Annotated in this window: 21 protein-coding genes; 15 read left to right on the top strand and 6 right to left on the bottom strand. The window is 44.2% G+C overall.

Going from position 1 to position 22533, the window contains the following annotated elements; genetic code table 11:
- Nucleotides 1-18: 18 nt before the first annotated feature.
- From Q1A18_RS06505 to Q1A18_RS06485, 5 genes are all read left to right on the top strand, one after another.
- Entirely contained in the window at nucleotides 19-1959 is a 1941-nt protein-coding gene (locus tag Q1A18_RS06505; RefSeq protein ID WP_299578119.1) for a peptidylprolyl isomerase, read from the top strand.
- The gene (locus Q1A18_RS06500) at nucleotides 1956-2807 is read left to right on the top strand and encodes a hypothetical protein (RefSeq protein ID WP_299578118.1); all 852 of its coding nucleotides are present in this window, start codon (nucleotides 1956-1958) and stop codon (nucleotides 2805-2807) included. The genes Q1A18_RS06505 and Q1A18_RS06500 overlap by 4 nt, the downstream gene beginning before the upstream one ends.
- A 6-nt stretch (nucleotides 2808-2813) precedes the next feature.
- Entirely contained in the window at nucleotides 2814-4157 is a 1344-nt protein-coding gene (locus tag Q1A18_RS06495) for a peptidylprolyl isomerase (protein WP_299578117.1), read from the top strand.
- 14 nt (nucleotides 4158-4171) lie between these two features.
- Nucleotides 4172-5134, top strand: coding sequence for an AAA family ATPase (locus Q1A18_RS06490; RefSeq protein ID WP_299578116.1), 963 nt, complete (start codon nucleotides 4172-4174; stop codon nucleotides 5132-5134).
- A 74-nt stretch (nucleotides 5135-5208) separates the two neighbouring features.
- On the top strand, nucleotides 5209-6660 hold the full coding sequence (locus Q1A18_RS06485) for an OstA-like protein (protein WP_299578115.1): 1452 nt from the start codon (nucleotides 5209-5211) through the stop codon (nucleotides 6658-6660).
- A gap of 47 nt (nucleotides 6661-6707) precedes the next feature.
- Here the strand turns inward: Q1A18_RS06485 and Q1A18_RS06480 are convergent, their stop codons facing one another.
- The 3 genes from Q1A18_RS06480 to Q1A18_RS06470 form a co-directional block, all read right to left on the bottom strand.
- Entirely contained in the window at nucleotides 6708-6929 is a 222-nt protein-coding gene (locus tag Q1A18_RS06480) for a DUF2795 domain-containing protein (RefSeq protein WP_299578114.1), read from the bottom strand.
- An 89-nt stretch (nucleotides 6930-7018) separates the two neighbouring features.
- A complete protein-coding gene (locus Q1A18_RS06475) occupies nucleotides 7019-7582 on the bottom strand; it encodes a cob(I)yrinic acid a,c-diamide adenosyltransferase (RefSeq protein ID WP_299578113.1) in 564 nt (187 codons plus the stop codon).
- On the bottom strand, nucleotides 7582-8280 hold the full coding sequence (locus Q1A18_RS06470; RefSeq protein ID WP_299578112.1) for an ABC transporter ATP-binding protein: 699 nt from the start codon (nucleotides 8278-8280) through the stop codon (nucleotides 7582-7584). The genes Q1A18_RS06475 and Q1A18_RS06470 overlap by 1 nt, the downstream gene beginning before the upstream one ends.
- Nucleotides 8281-8527: 247 nt before the next feature.
- Between Q1A18_RS06470 and recG the strand changes: the two genes are divergently transcribed.
- The 8 genes from recG (at nucleotide 8528) to rsxA (ending at nucleotide 16438) form a co-directional block, all read left to right on the top strand.
- On the top strand, nucleotides 8528-10627 hold the full coding sequence (gene recG, locus Q1A18_RS06465) for an ATP-dependent DNA helicase RecG (RefSeq protein WP_299578111.1): 2100 nt from the start codon (nucleotides 8528-8530) through the stop codon (nucleotides 10625-10627).
- A 302-nt stretch (nucleotides 10628-10929) separates the two neighbouring features.
- Complete coding sequence (locus Q1A18_RS06460) at nucleotides 10930-11346, top strand: SoxR reducing system RseC family protein (protein WP_299578110.1); 417 nt, start codon at nucleotides 10930-10932, stop codon at nucleotides 11344-11346.
- Between the two features lie 2 nt (nucleotides 11347-11348).
- Entirely contained in the window at nucleotides 11349-12275 is a 927-nt protein-coding gene (locus Q1A18_RS06455) for a Fe-S cluster domain-containing protein (RefSeq protein ID WP_299578109.1), read from the top strand.
- Nucleotides 12276-12289: 14 nt separating this feature from the next.
- Nucleotides 12290-13621, top strand: coding sequence for an electron transport complex subunit RsxC (rsxC, locus tag Q1A18_RS06450; RefSeq protein WP_299578108.1), 1332 nt, complete (start codon nucleotides 12290-12292; stop codon nucleotides 13619-13621).
- A gap of 36 nt (nucleotides 13622-13657) precedes the next feature.
- Nucleotides 13658-14641: an RnfABCDGE type electron transport complex subunit D gene (locus Q1A18_RS06445; protein ID WP_299578107.1), complete on the top strand. Its 984-nt coding sequence runs from the start codon at nucleotides 13658-13660 to the stop codon at nucleotides 14639-14641.
- The gene (locus tag Q1A18_RS06440; protein WP_299578106.1) at nucleotides 14641-15273 is read left to right on the top strand and encodes an RnfABCDGE type electron transport complex subunit G; all 633 of its coding nucleotides are present in this window, start codon (nucleotides 14641-14643) and stop codon (nucleotides 15271-15273) included. Before Q1A18_RS06445 ends, Q1A18_RS06440 begins: the two co-directional genes overlap by 1 nt.
- Nucleotides 15270-15854 (top strand): electron transport complex subunit E, encoded by a 585-nt coding sequence (locus tag Q1A18_RS06435; RefSeq protein ID WP_299578105.1) that lies wholly within the window; start codon nucleotides 15270-15272, stop codon nucleotides 15852-15854. Before Q1A18_RS06440 ends, Q1A18_RS06435 begins: the two co-directional genes overlap by 4 nt.
- Before the next feature lie 11 nt (nucleotides 15855-15865).
- Nucleotides 15866-16438, top strand: a complete 573-nt coding sequence (gene rsxA / locus Q1A18_RS06430; protein WP_299578104.1) for an electron transport complex subunit RsxA — start codon at nucleotides 15866-15868, stop codon at nucleotides 16436-16438.
- Between the two features lie 405 nt (nucleotides 16439-16843).
- Here the strand turns inward: rsxA and Q1A18_RS06425 are convergent, their stop codons facing one another.
- The 3 genes from Q1A18_RS06425 to Q1A18_RS06415 form a co-directional block, all read right to left on the bottom strand.
- Nucleotides 16844-17287, bottom strand: a complete 444-nt coding sequence (locus tag Q1A18_RS06425; RefSeq protein WP_299578103.1) for a DUF4293 domain-containing protein — start codon at nucleotides 17285-17287, stop codon at nucleotides 16844-16846.
- Between the two features lie 101 nt (nucleotides 17288-17388).
- On the bottom strand, nucleotides 17389-20703 hold the full coding sequence (locus Q1A18_RS06420; protein WP_299578102.1) for a UvrD-helicase domain-containing protein: 3315 nt from the start codon (nucleotides 20701-20703) through the stop codon (nucleotides 17389-17391).
- 86 nt (nucleotides 20704-20789) lie between these two features.
- Nucleotides 20790-20912 (bottom strand): hypothetical protein, encoded by a 123-nt coding sequence (locus tag Q1A18_RS06415; protein WP_299578101.1) that lies wholly within the window; start codon nucleotides 20910-20912, stop codon nucleotides 20790-20792.
- Between Q1A18_RS06415 and Q1A18_RS06410 the strand changes: the two genes are divergently transcribed.
- Together Q1A18_RS06410 and Q1A18_RS06405 are read left to right on the top strand one after the other, a co-directional pair.
- Entirely contained in the window at nucleotides 20911-21873 is a 963-nt protein-coding gene (locus Q1A18_RS06410; protein WP_299578100.1) for a sensor histidine kinase, read from the top strand. The genes Q1A18_RS06415 and Q1A18_RS06410 overlap by 2 nt on opposite strands.
- Entirely contained in the window at nucleotides 21866-22516 is a 651-nt protein-coding gene (locus Q1A18_RS06405) for a response regulator transcription factor (RefSeq protein ID WP_299578099.1), read from the top strand. Before Q1A18_RS06410 ends, Q1A18_RS06405 begins: the two co-directional genes overlap by 8 nt.
- The last annotated feature ends 17 nt before the right edge of the window (nucleotides 22517-22533 follow it).

Below are 22533 nucleotides of genomic sequence, written 5' to 3'. Positions count from 1 at the left end.
TTTATTGATAATCCTTGTATGCCTCATTTCCTGCTCTTGTTTTTTACCGTATTAACCACAACCTTTTGTTTGGGTCAAGGCGATTCCGAAATCATTGTTACCATTGATGATCACGCCATAACCCAAGAAGAGTTTGTTCGGTTATACCATAAAAATACCCAGCTTATGCTTGATGGTGCAGAGATGAAATCGCCCCGCGAATACATGGAATTATTTATCAATTTCAAGCTGAAAGTTTTGGAAGCCCAACGCCTGGGTTACGATACACTCCCTACTTTTGTAAACGAACTAAACACATACCGGGACGAACTGGCCAAGCCCTACCTGACAGCTGTTCAATATACCGACGAAATGGTAAAAACGGCTTACGAGCGCATGCAAACCGAAATCAATGTCAGTCATATACTGTTGCTGGTAAAAAACGATGCAAGCCCACAGGACACCGCAAGAATTTACAATCATTTGCTCGAACTTCGCAAACAAATAAACAACGGTGCAGCTTTTGAAACACTTGCCGAGAAATACTCCGAAGACCCTTCGGTCAGGCAAAACAAAGGCAACCTGGGATACTTCAGTGCCTTTCAAATGGTCTACCCTTTTGAAGATGCTGCCTACAAAACGGCAGTTGGTGAAGTTTCCTTTCCGATTCGAACCAAGTTTGGCTACCACCTCATCCAAGTCAACCAAAAGCGTCCTGCCCGTGGTCAGCTCAAAGTAGCACACATCATGAAAAAGCTGGACGAACAAGCTAGCGAAGAGGCCATTCAGCTTGCGAAACAACAATTGGACAGTTTGCTCAAAGAACTACAAAACGGGGCCGATTTTGCCCGTTTAGCCGAGCTTCACTCCGACGACCGTCAATCGGCCAACAAGGGAGGCATACTGTCCTGGTTCTCCTCTTCGGGTATGCCACCTCAATTTGCAGAAGCCGCTTTTGCCTTGAAGCATGATGATGAGCTTTCGCCCGTCATTCGTACACCTTACGGATGGCATATCATCAAACGTCTGGAGCACCGACCAGTTCCATCATTCGATGAACTGGAGGATTTTCTGAAAGAGAAGATTCGAACCAATCCTGAAATCAGCCAGCACAATGCCGAACGTTTTATTCAAAACTTGAAGAAAGAATATCAGTTCCGGCAAGATGATGCAGCAGTTGCAGCGCTGACCAGCGAGCTGCAAAAAGCGCTTGCCAGCAACAAGCTGGGCCAGTTCCGACCATCGAAGCCTGACCAGGTTTTGTTTCGTTTTGCCAATCAGCAAGTAAGTTCGGACGAATTTTTGACTTACCTCAAGCCAATTGCTTCAGATCAAAAAACGCTTTCAATCCCGCAGACTTACAACAACTTTGTAGCAAAAATCCTGCGGCAATATGAGAACGCTCATCTGGAAACAAAATATCCGGAATTTCGAAACCTGATTCAGGAATACCACGATGGCATATTACTTTTCAATATTTCAGAAGATAAAATCTGGCATGCAGCTGCTACTGATTCAGCCGGACTGGTCGCTTTTTACAAAAAAAATCAATCGAAGTACCAATGGGATACCCGCTTTCATGGTTGGCGCATCAAATGCCCCACTCAGGAGTCAAGGGATTTTATTGAGGCCGTCTTTGAACAAGAACCCGAAATTCGGTTAACAGAACTTCAGGATCTTCTAAAAAATCATCGCAATGAAGAAGGCGTGGAAGTGGAGTTTGGCTATTTTGAACAAGGCCAGGATCCTTTAGTGGATTATTTTGTTTGGAATGCACCAAAGCCCTACGACTTTGTGGATGGCCTGCATTTTGTTCGTGGAAACAAAGTGCCGCCGCAAGCCAAAACGCTGCAAGAAGCCAAAGGCTTGTATGTTGCCGACTATCAGCAACAACTGGAGCAAGACTGGCTAAAACAACTCCGAAAACAGTACAAAATAAAAATAAACAAAAAATTACTCAATAGCCTGGAGAAACAATGAAGCATACACCATTATACATTGGATTAATACTACTGCTATTTAGCGCCTGTAAGGTTGAACAGGAGAAAGTTCCGCTGGCTCAGGTGGGAACCAAAATCCTCTACCTCGAAGAAGTGGAAGAAGTTTTGCCTGGCAGCCTCAGCCCGGAGGACAGCACCATCTGGATGGATGATTTTATTCAGAAATGGGTGCAACGAGAACTAATGGTTCTGAATGCAGAAGAAAACCTGAGTGCTTCGCAAAAAGATGTGAGCCGCGAGTTGGAAGACTACCGCAATTCGCTGATCACTTACCGGTATAAGAAAGCACTCATGGAACAAAAAATGGACACCCTGATCACCGATCAGGAGATTGAAAACTACTATGAGTCGCACAAAAAAGAGTTCATCCTGAAAAACGACATCGTTAAAGCGGTGTATTTAAAAACCCCCATCGAGCTGTCCAACCCCGAAATACTGAAAGAGCTGTCGATGGATAATGATCCTCAAAAACTGCTTGAACTGGACGAATATGGCATTCGTTACGCCAAAAGCTACGACCGGTTTGGAGATAAATGGATTGATGCCAACCGCATCTTAACCCAAATTCCGCTTGAAATAGATAACCTGGAACGTTTTTTACGCAGAAACAAGTTTATTGAAAGTGATGATACAGAATATTATTATTTTATTTGTATCCGCGATTTCAGGTTTAAAGGAGAATACGCACCTGTTGACTTTGTCAAGTCATCCATCAAAAATATCCTTTTGAATCAGCGAAAAATTGATTTTCTCAAAAAAATAGAGACTGATGTCTATCAAGAAGGCCTGGAATCGAGTAAGTTCAAACTTTATACTATTAAAAAATAAACCAATATGTTTAAAAAAGTATTAGCTGGTATTTTGCTATTCAGTTGCTTTACAACCGCAACGCTGGCTCAAGATAAAACAATTGATCAGATTGTAGCTGTTGTCGGAAGCAACATTATCCTGAAATCGGATATCGAAAACATGTATATCCAGCAACAAGCTCAGGGAATCGTCTCTGATGGCGATATGAAGTGTGAAATTCTGGAAGACTTTCTGGTTGAGAAGCTTTTATTGGCTGAAGCAGAACTGGACACAAACATCCTGGTTAGTGACAGCCAGATTAACCAGAACCTCGACCAACGGATGCAGTATTTCCGCCAGCACCTGGGCTCGGACAAAGCCGTTGAAGATTATTTTAAAAAGCCTATTGCTCAAATCAAGGCCGATCTGGAAGAAGTTATTCGCAACCAGTCACTGACCAGCCAGATGCAAAGCAAAATCATCGATAAAGTGCAAGTTACCCCCTCCGAAGTTCGTTACCACTTCCGAAATATGAAGAAAGATGAGATTCCGATGGTAGAACCCATGATGGAATTTGCTCAAATTACGCTTTTCCCTCCCATCGAACTGGAAGAGGAAAACCGCATTAAAGCCCGCCTGCGCGAATTCAAGAAACGGGTTGAACAAGGAGAAAGCTTTGCCGTTTTAGCCGTAGCCTATTCTGAGGGACCTTCTGCTTCGACTGGAGGAGAATTGGGCTATATGGGCCGTGCCGAACTGGATCCGGCTTATGCCACTGCTGCTTTCAACCTCAAAGGCGACCGTGTTTCCAATGTGGTGAAAAGTGAATTTGGCTACCACATCATTCAACTTATTGATCGTCAAGGGGAGAAAGTAAACACCCGCCACATCATTCTGAAACCCAAAGCAACGGCCAAAGCCATGGAAGAGGCCCACAACCGACTGGACAGCTTGGCAAACTTTATTCGGAAAGAAGAGATTTCCTTCTCCGATGCCGCCATGCGCTATTCTTTTGACAAAAACTCAAGAAACAGTGGCGGAAAGGTGATCAACCCACAAACCATGTCAACCCGCTGGAGACAACAAGAGCTTCCCCCCGATGTAAGTAAAATATTAGACAAGCTGAACGTAAACGAAATATCAGAGCCATTTAAAACGATAGACGACAAACAACGTACCGTTTATAAGATTGTTAAATTGGTGAACCGTACGGAACAACATCGGGCAAACCTGCAGGAGGATTACCAGATGCTGACGGAAATTTATCTTCGCGAAAAGCAAGAAGAAGCCCTGAATCAGTGGATCTCGGAACAACAGGCCAAAACCTATATCCGAATTGATCCAACCTATGCCAATTGCAATTTCAATTTTAATGGCTGGATAAAATAAACTGACCACCGGATATGAATTTCAAAAATGATGTTGAAGCCGTTGATGCCCTAAAAAGCAGATATGATGTACTTCAGGCAGAAATAAAAAAGCGAATTTACGGGCAGGATGAAATCATCAAGCAAGTACTTATTTCGCTTTTCAGCCGCGGACATTGTTTGCTTATTGGTGTACCGGGACTAGCCAAAACCCTTCTGGTAAATACCATTGCCGAAGTGCTGGGTCTGCAATACAGTCGTATTCAGTTTACCCCCGACCTCATGCCCTCCGACATTATTGGAACTGAAATTCTGGATAAAAACCGGGAATTTAAGTTCATCCGCGGACCACTGTTTGCCAACATTATTTTGGCTGACGAGATCAACCGAACGCCGCCCAAAACGCAAGCAGCACTGCTCGAAGCCATGCAGGAACGGGCAGTAACTGCAGCCGGCGAACGTTTTCAGCTGGACAGGCCATTCTTTGTGCTGGCCACCCAGAATCCCATTGAGCAGGAAGGAACCTATCCCCTGCCCGAAGCCCAGCTCGACCGCTTCATGTTCTCGGTCTGGCTAGACTACCCGGAGTATGCTGATGAACTTGAGATTGTTCGCAATACAACCTCTGATTTTACAACAGAACTGAGTGAGATTATTTCAGCGGAAGAGATTAAGTATTTTCAGGATTTGATATTGAAAATTCCGATTAATGATCATGTATTGAAATATGCGGTTTCCCTTTCGGCCAAAACACGCCCCGAAACCAAGCTGGCAACGGCGGTAACCAACAAATACTTGAAATGGGGTGCTGGGCCAAGAGCCTCGCAATACCTGGTTTTAGGAGCTAAGACCCATGCCGTTTTGTCCGGGAAATATTCTCCCGACATCGAAGATGTCAAAGCGGTTGCCAAAACCATTTTGCGTCACCGGGTAATCAAGAATTACAAAGCCGAAGCCGAAAACATTTCCGTCGATCAAATTATAGAGGAATTGCTGTAATTTAAAATTAAATGAATTTGAAAACCAAGTACAGTAAACTCATATTCTTACTGTTATTATTACCTGTCGTTTCAATGGCACAAACCAGGAAACGCATAGACATTGAACAAGCAGAATATTTGCTAACAAATGATAAAATTGTAGCTAATGCTCGGCGCTTGATTGGCAATGTTATTGTCAGACACAACAACATTCGACTATGGTGCGACAGCGCTTATATGTACAACGATACCAACATGGTACATGCCTTTGGGCATGTGCATATCCTGAAAGACGACACCCTGCATTTATACTCTGATTTTTTGAATTACAACGGAGATCTCAAATGGACAGTTGCCACAGGAAATGTTCGGCTGGTCAATAAATCGACTACGCTGACCACCGATACCCTGGATTTTGACATGACCAAAAACGTAGGCTATTACGATGACTACGGAACCGTTGTCGACAGCGCAAGCACCTTGTACAGCAAGATTGGTGAATATTACGCCAATGAGGACAAGGCTTATTTTAAAACCGAAGTGGAAGTGTTGTCACAGAACTATACGTTGACCTCGGATACACTGATTTATGACACCAAAACCCAGGTCATCTCCATCGTTGGCCCAACCAACATCAAAGATGATGAAAACAACCTGTATGCCGAACGCGGGTTTTACAACAGCAATTCCGGCGATGTGGAACTGTACAACAATCCGGAAATCCTCGGCGAGGAGCAAAAGATCAATGCCGACTCCATCTTCTACAATAAAACGACCGGCGATGGACGCGCCATTGGCAATGCGCGGATTGAAGACTTCAAAAACCGAATGATTGTCAAAGGAAATCGGGTCGTTTATAATGACCAGACGGAAACATCGCTTGCCACCGATTCGGCTCATTTTATGCTTTACTCCGAAAAAGACACCTTGTTTTTGCACGCCGACACCCTGCTTTCCGTCCCGGACTCCATTCCTGACCAGAAGTTGGTGATGGCCTATTATCAGGTGAAATTTTTCCGGGAAGACATGCAGGGACAGTGCGACTCAATGGTGTACTGGTCGATGGATTCCACCATCCAGCTGTTTCATGAGCCCATTGTATGGTCTGAAAACAATCAAATGACCGCAGATTACATTGAAATGGTCAATCAAAGCAATGCCCCCGACCTGGTTCGCATGGAGCAAAATGCCTTTATTGTTGCCATGGAAGATTCAGGCCGGTACAACCAAATTAAAGGTCGTAACATGCTGGGGTATATCCGCGACAATGAATTGTATAAAATTAATGTGGATGGAAACGGACAGTCCATATACTATGCCCGAGACGGAGAAGGCATCATCGGAATTAACAAAGCGCAAAGCAGCTCAATTGAAATTTACCTGGACAGCAGTAAGGTATCGAAGATTGTGTTTATAAAAACTCCGGACGGACAGCTCATACCTCTGCTCAACGTTCCGGATAAAGAGAAAGAATTGCCCGGGTTTCATTGGTATGATGCCATTCGCCCCAAGCAGGTAGAAGATATTTTCCACAAAAACAAATAGCAAGGCTTAAGCCTTGCTATTTGTTTTTTCACTTGCTTGAAAATCAATTAATACTCGTCCTCATTGAAGAAAAAGTCATCTTTGCTGGGATAATCCGGCCAAATATCTTCAATACTTTCGTATATCTCCCCTTCGTCTTCAATATCCTGCAAGTTTTCAATCACTTCTAGTGGTGCTCCTGATCTCATTGCATAGTCGATCAACTCATCCTTGCTTGCAGGCCAAGGTGCATCCTCTAATTTCGAAGCTAATTCTAATGTCCAGTACATATTCGAAGGAATTTTAGTTTTGATTCTTTTTTTTGATTTTGCGAATATATAAAAAATTACAGCAATACCTAAGAAAAAATGAGTTTTGCTCAAACTCCCGAATTCCAGGTATTTTCAGGCACCTGATCATCAAATGAGATCTTGCGTCCGAGCACAAAAAGGTAGTCTGAAAGGCGATTTATGAATTTTATCAGGTTTTTATTGACATCTGTTTTTTCAGATAGCTCAATAATACGCCGTTCTGCCCTTCGGCAAATGGTTCTTGCAATCTGCGCATGCGCTGCTGCCGGACTTCCGCCAGGAAGTATAAACTGACTCAGTTTGGGCAGCACCTTAAACATCTCATCCATCTCATTTTCCAGCAAAGCAATATCTGAATCTTTGCAGGGAATCTGATTTCTGAAATCAGCCGCTGAATCATCGGTAGCCAATTGAGCCCCTACTGAAAACAGCAAGGACTGAATCTGCTTTAAAATCGCCTGCGCATGCTCATCAATCCCCATGGCAACAATTAGCCCCAGGTAACTATTCAACTCATCTACGGTCCCGTAGGCTTCCAGGCGAACATCGTATTTTTTCACCCGGGCTCCACCGATAAGACCAGTAGTGCCATCATCGCCGGTTTTTGTATATATTCGAATTTCTTTATCCATCAAATTACAGGATTTGGGTTAACTTCATCTGATTCAATCTGCCCATCTTTCAAACGAATAATCCGATGAGCATGCAAGGCAATATCTTCCTCGTGAGTGACCACAATCAGCGTATTGCCTTTTTGGTGAATATCGGCAAAAAGCTGCATAATTTCTTCTGAAATTTTAGAGTCCAGATTCCCTGTTGGCTCATCAGCCAACAAAATAGCAGGTTTATTAATTAGCGCTCGGGCCACAGCCACACGCTGCCGCTGTCCCCCCGACAATTCGTTGGGTTTATGCTCAATCCGGTCAGCCAGGCCCACATCAGTCAATATTTTCGTTCCTCGTTCCTGTCTTTCTTGTTTCTTAACCCCGGAGTAAATTAAAGGCAACATCACGTTATCCAAGGCCGTACTTCGCGGCAACAGGTTAAATGTTTGAAAGATAAAGCCGATTTCCCGATTCCGAATTACAGCCAACTGGTCATCGGTCAAATCGCTAACATTGTGCCCGTTCAAAACATATTTTCCGCTTGTTGGAGTGTCCAAACAGCCAATTACATTCATCAGCGTTGATTTTCCGGAGCCCGATGCCCCCATGATGGCCACATATTCGCCCTCGTTGATTGTGAGACTGACGGAACGCAAAGCACGCACCACTTGTGTCCCTACTTTATAGTTTTTGACAATGTCGGTAAGGTTGATTACTTGTTTCATTTTTTAGAATTGAGCTTTCAGTATTTAATTAGGAAAATTATCGTTTATTCGTCATTGGATTCGTAAATATAGGGATATAGTCCTAGATTTTCACTTAACGAAAGTATTTTTGATTTTCATAAATCATGATTAAATTCACGATCATACAAAAACCATGCAATTAATTTCGTTTTACAAACAGAATAATCTTAATAACTACTTTTTATAGGGTTATTCGCTGCTGGTATTTGTTTTTTATCTTTGCTTCATGCCTGAGTATTTAGATCAAGACATTAAATTTTTGCCGGGAGTAGGCCCCAAACGAGCAGAACTACTTAACAAAGAGCTGGGTATTCGTTCGTTTCGCGACCTGCTTTATTATTTCCCTTATCGTTATATTGACCGGACGCGCTTTCACCAGATTGCCGAAGTACGTGCCGACCAGGCCTACATCCAGGTCAAAGGAAAAATTCGTTCGTTTAAGCTTTTAGGCGAAGGAAGGAAACAACGCCTGAGTGCCGTTTTTTATGACGAAACAGGCAGCATGGATTTAATTTGGTTTCAAGGGACTAAATATATTTTGGAAAACCTGGTCCCCGGAAAAACCTATGTGGTCTTTGGTAAGCCATCTGTGTTTAGCGGCCGGGTCAACATCATTCATCCCGAAGTGGAAGACCGCCAAAGTGAGCAATTTAAAACTGGTGTTCTTCAGGCATTTTACAACACCACAGAAAAGCTCAAAAAGCGTTTTCTGAATACCAACGCTTTAAATAAAATTCAGTTTAGTCTGGCCAATCAAATTCAGGGAAAGATTTATGAAACCTTGCCCGAGAAAATCAAGGCACCTTTAAAGCTGATGAGCCTCAGCGATGCGCTCCATCAAATTCATTTTCCAGAAAGTACTCACTTGCTGCAAAAAGCCACTTTTCGGCTCAAGTTTGAAGAGCTTTTTTACATTGAACTAAAAATTATCAGTCTAAAACACCGTCGGCTGGAAGCCTTTAAAGGCTTTGTCTTCTCAAAGGTAGGCTACAACTTTAACCATTTTTATGCCAACAACCTGCCCTTTGAACTGACCGGTGCTCAAAAGAAAGTTGTAAAAGAGATCCGCAAGGATCTTGGCTCCGGTAAACAAATGAACCGACTGCTGCAAGGCGATGTGGGCAGTGGCAAAACACTGGTCGCCCTTATGGTGGCGCTGCTGGCCTTCGACAATGGATTCCAGGCCAGCTTAATGGCTCCGACAGAAATTCTGGCCATTCAGCATTTCAACACCATCCAAAAAATGCTTGATGGACTGGGGGTCAACATCGCCTTATTAACCGGATCGACCAAAAAACGGGAACGCCAGGTCATTCACGAGCAACTTGCAAGCGGCGAACTTCAATTGCTGATTGGCACGCACGCACTGATTGAAGATTCTGTTAGTTTTAACCAACTAGGTTTGGTCATCATCGATGAGCAGCACCGCTTTGGCGTGGCCCAACGCGCCAAGCTATGGAAAAAAAATGCCGGCATTCCGCCTCATATTTTGGTGATGACTGCCACTCCAATTCCCCGAACCCTGTCCATGACCCTTTATGGTGATCTGGATGTTTCGGTTATTGATGAGCTACCACCAGGACGTAAACCCATCTCAACCAAGCACTTTTTTGAAAATCGCCGGAAAGAAGTCTATCAATTTATTCGCTCGCAAATCGATGCCGGTCGGCAAGCCTACATTGTTTATCCGCTCATCAGCGAGTCGGAAAAGATGGATTACAAAAATCTGGAGGACGGCTATGAACTAATGCAAGAGGTTTTCCCCCGATACAAGCTTAGCATGGTTCACGGGCGCATGAAGCCCGCCGAAAAAGAGGCTGAAATGCAACTTTTTAAAGAAGGCAAAACACAAATCATGGTGGCCACCACCGTTATTGAAGTAGGCGTTGATGTTCCAAATGCCTCGGTGATGGTGATTGAGAGTGCTGAACGCTTTGGTCTGTCTCAGCTTCACCAGCTTCGCGGGCGTGTTGGACGTGGAGCCTCGCAATCCTACTGCCTGCTGATGTCGTCCTACAAAATTAGCAATGAAAGCCGCAAACGGCTCGAAACCATGGTACGAACCAATGATGGTTTTGAAATTGCCGAAGTGGATCTTCAGCTAAGAGGGCCTGGCGATATTGAAGGCACGCAGCAAAGTGGCTTGGGTGTTAACCTGAATATTGCCAATCTGGGAAAAGACGGTGAAATTTTACGTGTAGCGCGAATGATTGCCAGCGAGATCCTAGAGGATGACCCCCGATTGGAAAAAGAAGAGAACAAATTGCTTCGTTATCACTACCTAAAAATGAAGAATGCCGAGTTCAATTGGAGCGTAATTAGCTAAGATTAGTTAACAGCTTTTGCTTTTTTTTGCTTATCAGGCACGCTAAAAATACCGCCACATTGCAAAACAGAGATTAATTTATCGGCAAAACACTGCCATCTCCAGATGGCAGAAAACAATGATCTTTGTCATACACCTCTTCATAATACTGATAGTCAATCAGATCCAAGACACCTATAAATGACAATTATTTAAAATAAATATAAATAGGAGTTGATGTTTTAAAAATGATTTAAAGTAGGGACCGAGTTATCTAAACATCTTTAGTTTTGCAGTCATAAATATGCTAGGAAGTAGAAAAGATGTCAGGAGAAATTTCACACAAAGGAATTATTAAAGCACTTTCTGCTCAACGAATTCTTGTTGAGATTATCAACGAGTCAGCCTGCTCTGCCTGTCATGCCAAAGGCATGTGTTCTGCCGCTGACATGAAAGAAAAAGAAATAGAAATCAATCATTTTTCGGGCGAATTCCATGTGGGCCAAACCGTTGAAGTGGTGGGCAAAACCTCTCAGGGGTTCAAAGCCCTTTTTTATGGCTACCTCCTCCCCTTCCTACTAATTATGATTGTATTAATTACACTGACCAGTTTGCAGTTTAGCGAGGGAATCAGTGGATTGCTTTCGCTGTCAATTCTTATTCCGTATTATTTAATCCTTTATTTTACGAGAAACAGAATTCGCAAAAGCTTTGAATTTGAAATCAAGCCTTTACAATAATTATGAGTGATACGATTATTTATACCATGATTGCTTTGAGTGCGATTGGCATTTTGGCTGCTGTCATTTTGTACTTTGTTGCTCAAAAGTTTAAAGTATACGAAGATCCACGGATCGATGAAGTTGAAAACGCACTCCCCGGCGCAAATTGCGGCGGATGTGGGTACGCAGGCTGCCGGGCTTTTGCCGAAGCCTGTGTGAAAGAAAACGACTTGTCGGATCTTTTTTGTCCCGTTGGTGGAAACGATTGCATGGGCGATGTAGCCGGTGTACTGGGACTTGAAGCCGTTCAGCAGGATCCTCGTGTAGCCGTTGTTCGATGCAACGGGAGCTGTGAACATCGTCCGAAGACCAACCAGTACGATGGAGCCTCTTCTTGTGCTGCAGCCGCTTCGCTGTACAGTGGCGATACCGGATGCCAGTTTGGCTGCCTGAGCCATGGCGACTGTGTTGCTGCCTGCGACTTTGACGCCTTGCACATGAATCCCGAAACCGGCTTGCCGGAAGTTGTTGACGACAAGTGTATCGCTTGCGGTGCCTGTGTGGAAGCTTGTCCGAAAACGCTGATTGAGCTCAGAAAACGGGGCCCCAAAGACCGGAAAATTTTTGTTTCCTGCAGAAATGAAGACAAAGGCGGCGTAGCCAAAAAATCCTGTGCAGTGGCCTGTATTGGCTGTTCCAAGTGTTTTAAAGTTTGTCCCTTCGATGCGATTACCATGAACAACAACTTGGCTTTCATCGATTCAGACAAGTGTAAATTGTGCCGTAAATGTGTGGTTGAATGTCCTACCAATGCCATAATTGAAGTAGGGTTCCCACCTCGCAAAATAAAAACAGACCTGCCCCCTAAGCCGGCAGTAAAGAAGGAAGCAGTTGTCAAACCAGAAAGTACTGCTTCTGAAGAAAAGAAAACCGAAAACTTAGATTAAAATAGGAGGCCATCGTGTTAAAAACATTCAAACTCGGCGGGGTTCATCCGGCAGAAAATAAACTTTCAGCCGACAAAGCCATTGAAAAACTGGCTTTGCCCAAAAGCGTTTTTATCCCCGTAGCCCAGCATATTGGAGCACCAGCACAAGCCCTGGTTAAAAAAGGCGATCAAGTGAAAGCAGGACAACTCATTGCCCAGTCCGGGGGATTTGTTTCTGCCAACATTCACTCATCCGTTTCCGGAACCGTCAAAAAAATTGATTTGTCGCCCGATAGCTCCGGCTATCCCAAGCAAGGCATTTTTATTGATGTGGAAGGCGACGAATGGGCGGAAGGCATTGACACTTCAGATAAGCTGGTTGAAAAATTTGAAGCAGACAGCAAGAAAATCATTGATAAAATTAATGCAGCCGGAATTGTGGGCTTAGGAGGAGCCACCTTCCCTACCCACGTAAAACTGATGCCACCACAAGGCATGACTGCCGAAATGCTGCTGATCAATGGCGTAGAGTGCGAACCTTACCTGACCTCGGATCACCGGGTGATGCTGGAAAAAGCACCGGAACTGCTGGTTGGAATTCGCCTATTGATGTGCGCACTAGAAGTCAAAAAAGCTTACATCGGTATTGAAAACAATAAGCCCGATGCCATTGCTCACCTTCAAAAACTAACGGCTTCGGATGCATCCATCGAAGTGGTTCCTTTGAAAGTAAAATACCCACAAGGCGGTGAAAAACAATTAATCAAAGCAGTTACCGGCCGCGAAGTACCCTCTGGCGCACTTCCCATTGCTGTTGGCGCTGTGGTTAACAACGTAGGCACAGCCCTGGCTGTGTATGAAGCCGTTCAGAAAAATAAACCGCTGGTTGAACGCGTGGTGACCATCACCGGAAAATCGGTAGCCAAGCCTTCTAACTTTTTAGTACGCATCGGAACACCCGTTCAGGAGCTGATTGATGCGGCAGGCGGACTTCCTGAAGATGCCGGAAAAATTATCAGTGGTGGCCCAATGATGGGAAAAGCCATTGCTTCCACAACTGTTCCGGTAACGAAAGGAACATCAGGAATCCTGATCATGCAGGACAAGGAAGCCAAACGGGAACAGATGAAAACCTGCATCCGTTGTACCCGCTGTGTTACGGTTTGCCCGATGGGTCTTGAGCCCTATTACCTGATGACTGTTTCTGATAAAAAGCTGTGGGAGAAAGCAGAAGAACAGCACATCATGGATTGTATCGAATGTGGTTCATGCAGCTATACTTGCCCGGCTGATCGTCCTCTGCTGGATTATATCCGCCTGGGAAAAGGCAAAGTGGGTTCCATCATTCGCTCAAGAAAAAACTAATTCGTAAGTAAAATTCATAATTCTGATCAACAAGAGATGAGTAAATTGCTAACAATATCACCTTCACCGCACGTTCATACCAGCGATTCGGTGAATAAAATTATGTACCGGGTACTTCTGGCACTGGTGCCGGCCTTAGCCTGGTCCGTTTTTATGTTTGGCTTCGAAGCCATTCGCGTTACACTTTTAGCTGTTGCCGCATGTATGGCCTTCGAATTTCTGATTCAGAAATTTCTGTTAAAAGAAGTCCCGCAAATTACCGATGGTTCAGCCGCACTTACCGGCATCCTTTTAGCCTTTAACGTTCCGGCAAGTCTTCCCTCCTGGATGATTATCGTTGGAGCCCTTGTTGCTATTGGTGTTGGAAAACTATCCTTCGGAGGTTTGGGAAACAATCCGTTTAACCCGGCTTTGGTTGGCCGCGTGTTTTTGCTGATTTCTTTTCCGGTGCACATGACCAGTTGGCCGGTAACCCAACATGCTGCTGTTGACGCTTTAACGACAGCTACCCCTTTGGCACTTTTAAAAGAAGGTGTAAAAGCAGGGCAGCCGGTAAGCGAAGTTATGCTAAACCTGCCATCCAACATGGATTTGCTGTATGGAAACATGCCGGGTTCGCTTGGTGAAATTTCAGCCCTGTTTCTGTTGCTGGGATTTGCTTATATGGTCTGGAAAAAAGTTATTACCTGGCACATCCCCGTCTTCGTATTGGGAACCATTTTTATTTTCCAGGGAGCCTTGTGGATGCTGAATCCCGAAAACTTTATCGAACCGGTTTTCCACCTGCTGACCGGTGGAGCTATGCTTGGCGCAATTTTTATGGCGACGGATATGGTTACCTCGCCCATGACCGTTAAGGGACAACTGATCTTTGGAGTCGGAATCGGGGTTCTGACAGTTTTAATCAGAAACTTTGGAGCCTACCCGGAAGGAATATCCTTCGCCATCCTGATCATGAATGGATTTACGCCGCTCATTAACGCATATATTAAACCAAAACGATTTGGAGGGACGAAGTAATGGCACAAAAAGAATCGACATTTTTAAACATGACCTTGACCCTGTTTTTGGTTACCTTGATTGCGGCAACGATACTGGGTTTTATTTACGACTTGACCAAAGGTGATATTGCCCTGGCCAAACAAAAAGCACAAAAAGAAGCGATTGAAAGCGTTTTGCCGGCCTTCGACACGCTCGGCGACTCCTATAAAGTACTGCCCGAAGATGCGACTGACAGCCTGGAGTTTTTCCCGGCTTACGATGCCAACCAACAGTTGGTGGGAATTGCAGTAAAAACCTTTACCAAAGATGGTTTTAGCGGACTGATCAGCATTATGGCTGGTTTGGCTCCCGATGGAACAGTTACAGGCTTTGAGGTACTTGAACACAAAGAAACGCCGGGTTTAGGAGCCAAAATGAACACTTGGTTTAAAGATGAAAGCAAACCCGGACAAAACATTATTGGCAAAAGTCCGGCAACAAGTAAATTTGAAGTGAGCAAAGATGGTGGCGATGTGGATGCAATCACCGCTTCAACAATTACCAGCCGCGCCTTTTTAGATGCGATTGTCAGGGCTTACAACACCTACAAAAACAATCCGGATCAGCAGGAAATCAGTACCAATCAATTGAATGAAGGAGGACAGTCATGAATCAAATGAAGAACTTCACCAAAGGATTTATCAAAGAAAACCCGGTTTTCGTCTTATTGCTTGGCATGTGTCCAACACTTGGAGTTACCTCTTCGGCCATCAACGGATTGGGTATGGGTCTGGCAACAACTTTTGTGTTGCTAATGTCAAACATTGTCATTTCAGCCATCAAAAATGTCATCCCCAGCAAAGTTAAAATCCCCAGTTTCATTGTAGTTATTGCCTCGTTGGTAACAGTTGTAGAGCTGGTGATGCAAGCTTACCTGCCAGCCCTTTACAAAAGTCTGGGCTTATTCATTCCGCTGATTGTGGTAAACTGCATTGTACTGGGACGGGCAGAAGCCTTCGCCTCGAAAAACACCCTTGTTTCCTCTGCCATCGATGGCTTGGGAATGGGCTTAGGTTTTGCGTTTGCCTTAACCCTGCTGGGAGCTGCCCGCGAATTTTTGGGTAGTGGAAAAATCTTTGACATCGCAATCTTCCCCGAAGATTATGGCATGTTGCTGTTTGTACTGGCCCCGGGAGCATTTATTGTTCTGGGATACCTGATTGCATTAATCAACCGAATGAATAAAGCATAGGAGGTCTTACCATGGAATATATTATTATCATTATATCGGCTATTTTTGTCAACAACATTGTACTTAACCAATTCCTGGGGATATGCCCGTTTTTGGGTGTTTCCAAGAAAATCTCGACAGCTGTAGGCATGACCGGTGCGGTAACTTTTGTGATGGTTATTGCAACGATTGTAACTTACCTGATTCAGGTATCGATTCTGAACCCGCTGGGTTTACAGTTTCTGCAAACCATTTTCTTCATTCTGGTTATTGCTTCATTGGTACAATTGGTTGAAATTATCCTGAAAAAAGTGAGTCCATCGCTTTACCAGGCCTTGGGCGTTTTCTTGCCACTAATTACGACGAACTGTGCTATTTTAGGTGTGGCAATCCTTACCTATCAGAAAGAATTTAATTTGATGGAAGGCGTGGTTTTTGCCATTGCAAACGCCATTGGATTTGGCTTAGCCTTGGTGCTGTTTGCCGGCCTGCGTGAACACCTCGACCTAATGAACATTCCGAAAGGATTGAAAGGAACACCGATTGCCCTGATTGTTGCCGGCATTTTGGCTATGGCATTCATGGGATTCAGTGGCTTGGTATAACTAACAACCTTTTTCTTACAAAAAAACCTATATTTCAAACTTATGAGCAATTAGAATCCAACAAAACACTTGGAAATAGGTCAAGCAACATCTTACGGGGTGTTGCTTTTTTTGTGTCAATAAGGTGCGAAAAAGCTGCTGTCCGACTTACTCTGCAACAATTCAATCTTCCGGATAAGTTACTCGTGAGATTCGTTCAAGTGCAATTAACCCAGGATTCTCACATCTTATAACCTGCCTAAGGACTTAACAGCCCAACTCTCACTCCAACCATCATTCAAAATAAACTCCCCCAAGATGGTCCCTTTTCAGAAAACGGTCCATTTCCAGGCCGAGGCAAACTGTTTACCACAAAAAAAAGCACCTTCCAACGGAAAGTGCTTTTCAAAAATGTTATTTCAATGCTTATCGAATCCGGTTCAATGAGCGAACCAAATCTTCATCCTTCCGGATGTTACGAATGGCCAGGTAATCGAGAATAATGGCAATTAGAGGAAACACAACAGACAACTTAAAACTGATTTCAGCTCCTTTAAAATCGTAGTAGGTAAAAAAGTAAAACATGCCAAACAGCCCCAACAACAAAATGATGGTAAACGTAAGCACGCGCATCTGCAATACCCTGTTTTTATAAAGAAAGATAGCCACAACATGCAGCACAAGAATAAGCCCGACAAAAAGCATGATCGGAAGTCCGTTGTTTATCAGTTCGTCATTTTTCAGAATACCTTTAATATTGAACAGGTACAACTCGTTGTGTGCCACAATTTCAGCAAATGGAAGAGTAAACAAAGCGCCGATCAAGATAGCGGCAATAAGCATATAAATAGTTTGAATACGTTGAATCATGATTTAATTTTTTTTGACAAAATTACATTTTTGGGCAAATGTGGCAACTCCACGAAAGGAAAAGTTTCATACCAATCGCCTGCGCTCTGCGTAAAGTAAACTTAATCATCCACTTTTACCCGTTTATTGCTTTGCGTATACCAAATATAGCCCGAAACATGGGGATAGCCGCAACGCTTCAGTTCATTTACGTAACTACGCACCTGGTAATGGTATTTATCCAACTCTTTTTCGCCCGATTTATAGTCAACCACAATCACCTCTTTTTCGCCCAGCATAATGCGGTCGGGGCGTTTCACGGCTTCTCCGGTTAACACCGAGCGTTCGTTCAACACGCGATAAGTGCCATCAAACCAGCTTTTCACCTCCGGGTCAGTCACCAGTTCATTCAGCTGTTGGGTCATTTGTTGGGCTTCATCCGCCTGCACAACGCCCTTAAAGACCAACGATTTCACCGCCATATCCACATCATCGGCCGTTGAGATTTTCGCCAGCACTTCATGAAACACCTTTCCCTTGTTAATCTTCGTCGATGCCAGTTCATCCGCAACAAAAAAATGCTCATTGTGCTTTCGCAAATTCAGGTAATCATGAAAATCAGCAAAGCGAAACTGATTCATTTCCAGGCGATTTTCAAACATTTTTCCTTTGGACGTGGAAGGCTTGATAGCGCCCATGGCAAAGCTCATGGTCTCGGCATCGTAATGTTCAGCCAACTGGCAAAACAAGGCTTGATCCTGTGTAAGCGACAAAGCAGCGGCCTTTTCCAAAGCATGAAGCAACACATCAGCCATGTTGCCAAACTTGCCAGTTGTTACTGACCAGGTGAACAAAGCGGTCCGGGCGCGTGTAAAAGCCACGTAAAGCATGTTCAAATTATCGATGTAGTTGCTTATTTTTTCCTGAAAATATTCGCGGAAGAAAATAGACTCCCCCATTCGCTTTTCAAATTTAACAGGCACCAATTCCAGTTGATTAAAGGGCGGCAACTGCGGACGACACCACAGCATGGGCGCGTGTTGCGGCGACACATCAATTTTCCAGTCGCAGAACGGAATAAAAACATAGTTGTACTCCAGCCCTTTCGCTTTATGGATGGTTTGAATCCGAATGGCATCCAGTTCTTCCGAAACGGCAATGGTTTTCTTTTGGCCCTGGTCTTCCCACCAAAGCAGGAAAGCCGCAATATCCGTGGTCCGGCTCTTCATAAAACCCGCCACCTGATCGATAAAAGCCTGCAAATAGGCTAATTCTTCTTTCAGGCTGAAAAGGTTAAACAGCTCGCACACTTTAAAGCTAATTTCCTGAATATTGCGCCCCCCAAGTGTTTCCGAAAAATAAAAGCTGGACAAGAAGTCAGAAAGTTTGTTACTGTCATCCGTCAGCTTTTCGAACCAGTTGATATCATCCGGTTTAACCAGCGCATCAAAACCAAGTGAGAGCTGGTCAGAAGAAGGAAAAGACAAATCGGGCACCCGATGAATAGCCTGAAGCTGATCATACAGCTCATTGTAGTACAAATGATTGGCCAGCGCCAATGCCACCGCATCGTTCGGATCGGCCAACAGCTGAAGCAGAGCGAGCACAAAACCTACGGCCGGTGAGTTTTTCACATAAAGCGACTCGCTGGATAAAATATTGAAATTGTAAGCAGAATCGCCCAGCGCATTTTCCTGCAGCAAGCGATCGGCCACCATCTTGGCTTCGTCCTTTTTACGCACCAATACCGCAATCTCCGAAGCGCTGGCTCCGCTTGACTGAACTTCCTTGATTCTTTCCACCAATTCATCCAGAATCGTCTCCAACAGTTCTTCCTTCTCTTCCTCCTTCGGCTTATCGAAAAACCGCATCCGAATCGCGCCATCGTTTTCCAGCTTGGTATTCGCAATCTCTTGCAAACTTTGTCCGTAAATAGCTTCAATCTGCCCCGACATTTCGTTATCCTTCAGGCGATTGGCTTCCAGCTCCTCATTGATGTTTTGCTGAAACAGATAAGGCATGACCTGAAAAATACTGTTATTGAAGCGAATAATATTACCGGTACTTCGCCAGTTCTTTTGCAAAGTCTCCTCTTCCACCCCATTGCCGGGAAACTGCGCATTCACTTCGCCTGCAAGCAGGTTCCAGTCACCATTTCGCCACCGGTAAATGGCTTGTTTCACATCGCCTACAACCATGCCCAAATGATCTTCTGAAAGAGCGTTTAAAATCAAAGGGCGGAAGTTTCCCCATTGCAAGCCCGAGGTGTCCTGAAACTCATCAATCATGAAGTGGTTGTAAAAAACACCGGTTTTCTCATAGATAAACGGCGTGTCCGAATCATCGATAATGCTTTTCAACAAGGTTCCCGATTCAGAAATCAGCACAACACCTTTCTCCTGCGTTACTTTGCGCACCATGGCTTGCAAGTCAACCAGAATCCCTAAGGTATAAAGTTGGCTCACGATGAGTTTGGCGCTGTTGTATTCGTGCAGTTTTTGAAAGTAAAACTCAACCGCTTCATTTAACAATGATTGCAAAGCAACGGCCGCTTCCATCACATTGGCTTTGTCGTTCTTCTTCGTCCACACTTCCGGATCGTTGGCTGCATCCAGCACCCGGGTGCCGGGCCAGTTATCCAGGTTCAAATCGGTCAGCCGTTGAAATGAACTGCAAGCACCGCTTTTCTTATATTTAAAATCATCCACCGACACGCCATGTTGCTGCATGGTCAGTAAACCAGCCCGCCCAATTCGTTTCAAATTACTTTCAAACTGAAAAATCAGACGATTCAGATCCTTTTGGTACTGCGTGATAAATGCTTTATCATTGATTTTCTCGTGCAGGGTTTGGTTCAGTGCCTTGAAGGTTTCATTGTAAATTTGCACGCCCAACTTCAGAATATCATTTTTCAGGTTCCAGCCACCGCCTTCCCTGATCTTTTCATTGGCAAACTTCTTCAACCATTCCAGTAACTCCGGGTTATCTTCGATGGAAAGCAGCAATTCGTCCACTGCTTCCTCCAGAATCAGGTTGTCTTCCAAATCAACCTGGTACGATGAATTGATGCCCAGCTCGCGGTTAAACGATTTGATAACCCGCTGAAAAAAACTGTCAATCGTGCTGATTGAAAAACGCGAGTAATCGTGCAAAATCCGTTTCAGACTTTTTCGTGCACGTTCAGCAATATCCGGCTCACTCAGCTTCATTTCCTGCTTCAGTAAAGGCAAGTAAGGCGAAGGCTTTTCTTTGGCCAACACATAAAGCTCTTCTATCACCCGTTCTTTCATTTCCGTGGTGGCCTTGTTGGTAAAGGTAACTGCCAAAATGTTTTTGTAGTTCCACTCGTTATCCAGGGCAATCTTCAGGTATTCAAGGGCCAGGCGAAAAGTTTTTCCGGAGCCGGCTGAGGCTTTATAAATTTTGAGTTTCGACATGCTTATTTTCGAAAAAGTTAACTGAAAGTATGTGTTAAACAAAAGTACAATAATATTGCGATCCGACTCAAGCAAGCAGCAAATAGTCATTGCTTCAAACCAGATTCAACTACAGCAAAATCCTGTTTTCTTTCAGCTGCCGGCCATTCAAAGTTTGAAAAGCCCTTTGGCAATTGTACATTTGCAGGAAGCTCAAATTCAACACGCATGGTACTTCAAGTTTTATTAGGATTTTCCATCATCCTCCAGTTTTTTGCGGCAGGGGTTGCCATCAAGCTCACCCGCGTCACTAAATTCAATTTCTCCTGGATTTTGCTGACCGTTGGCTTCATCGTCATGGCCATCAGCCGCATGGTTGAATTCCTGCCCTTCATCAGCAATTTTGAACCTCAAGAGCTGGGTGAAGTCGTCATTTGGTTTGGCGTGGTTATTTCCCTCACCTTTGCCATTGGCGTTTTCATGATTCAGCGGATTTTTAAATACATGAAACGCGTAGAAGATTCGCGCCGCCTGATGGAAAAGATGTTTCTGAATGCCATCATTCAAACCGAAGAAAAAGAACGAAAGCGCTTTGCCAAAGACCTGCACGATGGTCTGGGGCCTTTGCTGTCGACAGTAAAAATGTCCATTTCATCGCTCGCTCAGCTGGAACACGACCAGGCTTCGCGGGAAATTGTATCGAACACCGAAATGGTCATCAATGAAGCCATGAAATCGCTTAAAGAAATTTCGGATAACCTGAGTCCGCATGTCCTCAACAACTTTGGCCTGCTGCGTGCTTTGCGCAATTTCACCAACAAGATCAATGCAACCAAAGCTATTCGCATTCACCTGAGTTCGAACATTACAAACGAGCGGTTTTCCAACAACATTGAGGTAGTGCTCTACCGGGTGGTATGCGAGCTGATTAACAATACCATTAAGCACGCCAAAGCCAAAAATATACGCATAAACCTTCAGCACATCGAGCAGGAGCTTGTCATCACCTATAAGGACGATGGCATTGGGTTCAACAAAAAACAACTGGAGAAGCAGCCTTCAACGGGAGGAATGGGCTTATCCAATATTTACTCGCGCATCAATTCGCTGAAAGGTGAACTGCATATTGAAAGTAAACCTCACCAAGGTACCCGTGTCAACATCAAAGTAAAAATAGATAAGGATGAATAAACCCAACTACCATATCATGCTGGTCGACGACCACACCTTATTTCGCAATGGCTTGCGAATTTTGCTAAACAACCTGAACGAGTACACCGTAAGCGGAGAAGCTGCTAACGGGCAGGAATTTCTGGACTTGCTGGAAACACAAACCCCTGACCTGGTGCTGCTGGACATTGACATGCCGGTAATGGATGGTATTGAGGCTGCCAGCCGGGCCATCAAAAAGAATCCCGACCTGAAGATTATTACCCTTTCGATGTATGGGGAAGAGGATTATTACTACAAAATGGTTGATGCCGGAGTTAAAGGTTTTTTGCTGAAGGATTCAGATATTCAGGAAGTCAAACAGGCACTGGAAACGGTAGCAGAAGGGGGTACTTATTTTTCTTCCGAACTCCTGCAGAATCTGGTCAGCAGCCTGCGATCCAAGTCTCAACATCATGAAAAACAGAATGTATTATCCGAACGGGAAACCGAAATTCTGATTCTCATTTGCCAGGGATTTTCAAACCAGGAAATTGCCGATCAGCTATTCATTTCCAAGCGAACGGTTGACAAACACCGCTCCAATATTCTGGAGAAAAGTGAGAGTAAAAATACCGCTCAACTGGTGATGTATGCCATTAAAAACCAATTGGTCGAAATTTGAGACAGGCAAAAAAAGGA

Origin of the sequence: uncultured Sunxiuqinia sp. (assembly GCF_947495665.1) — a bacterium.
Taxonomy (GTDB): domain Bacteria; phylum Bacteroidota; class Bacteroidia; order Bacteroidales; family Prolixibacteraceae; genus Sunxiuqinia; species Sunxiuqinia rutila.
Note: the sequence above shows the minus strand (reverse complement) of the source record. Positions and strands in the feature narration are given on the sequence as shown.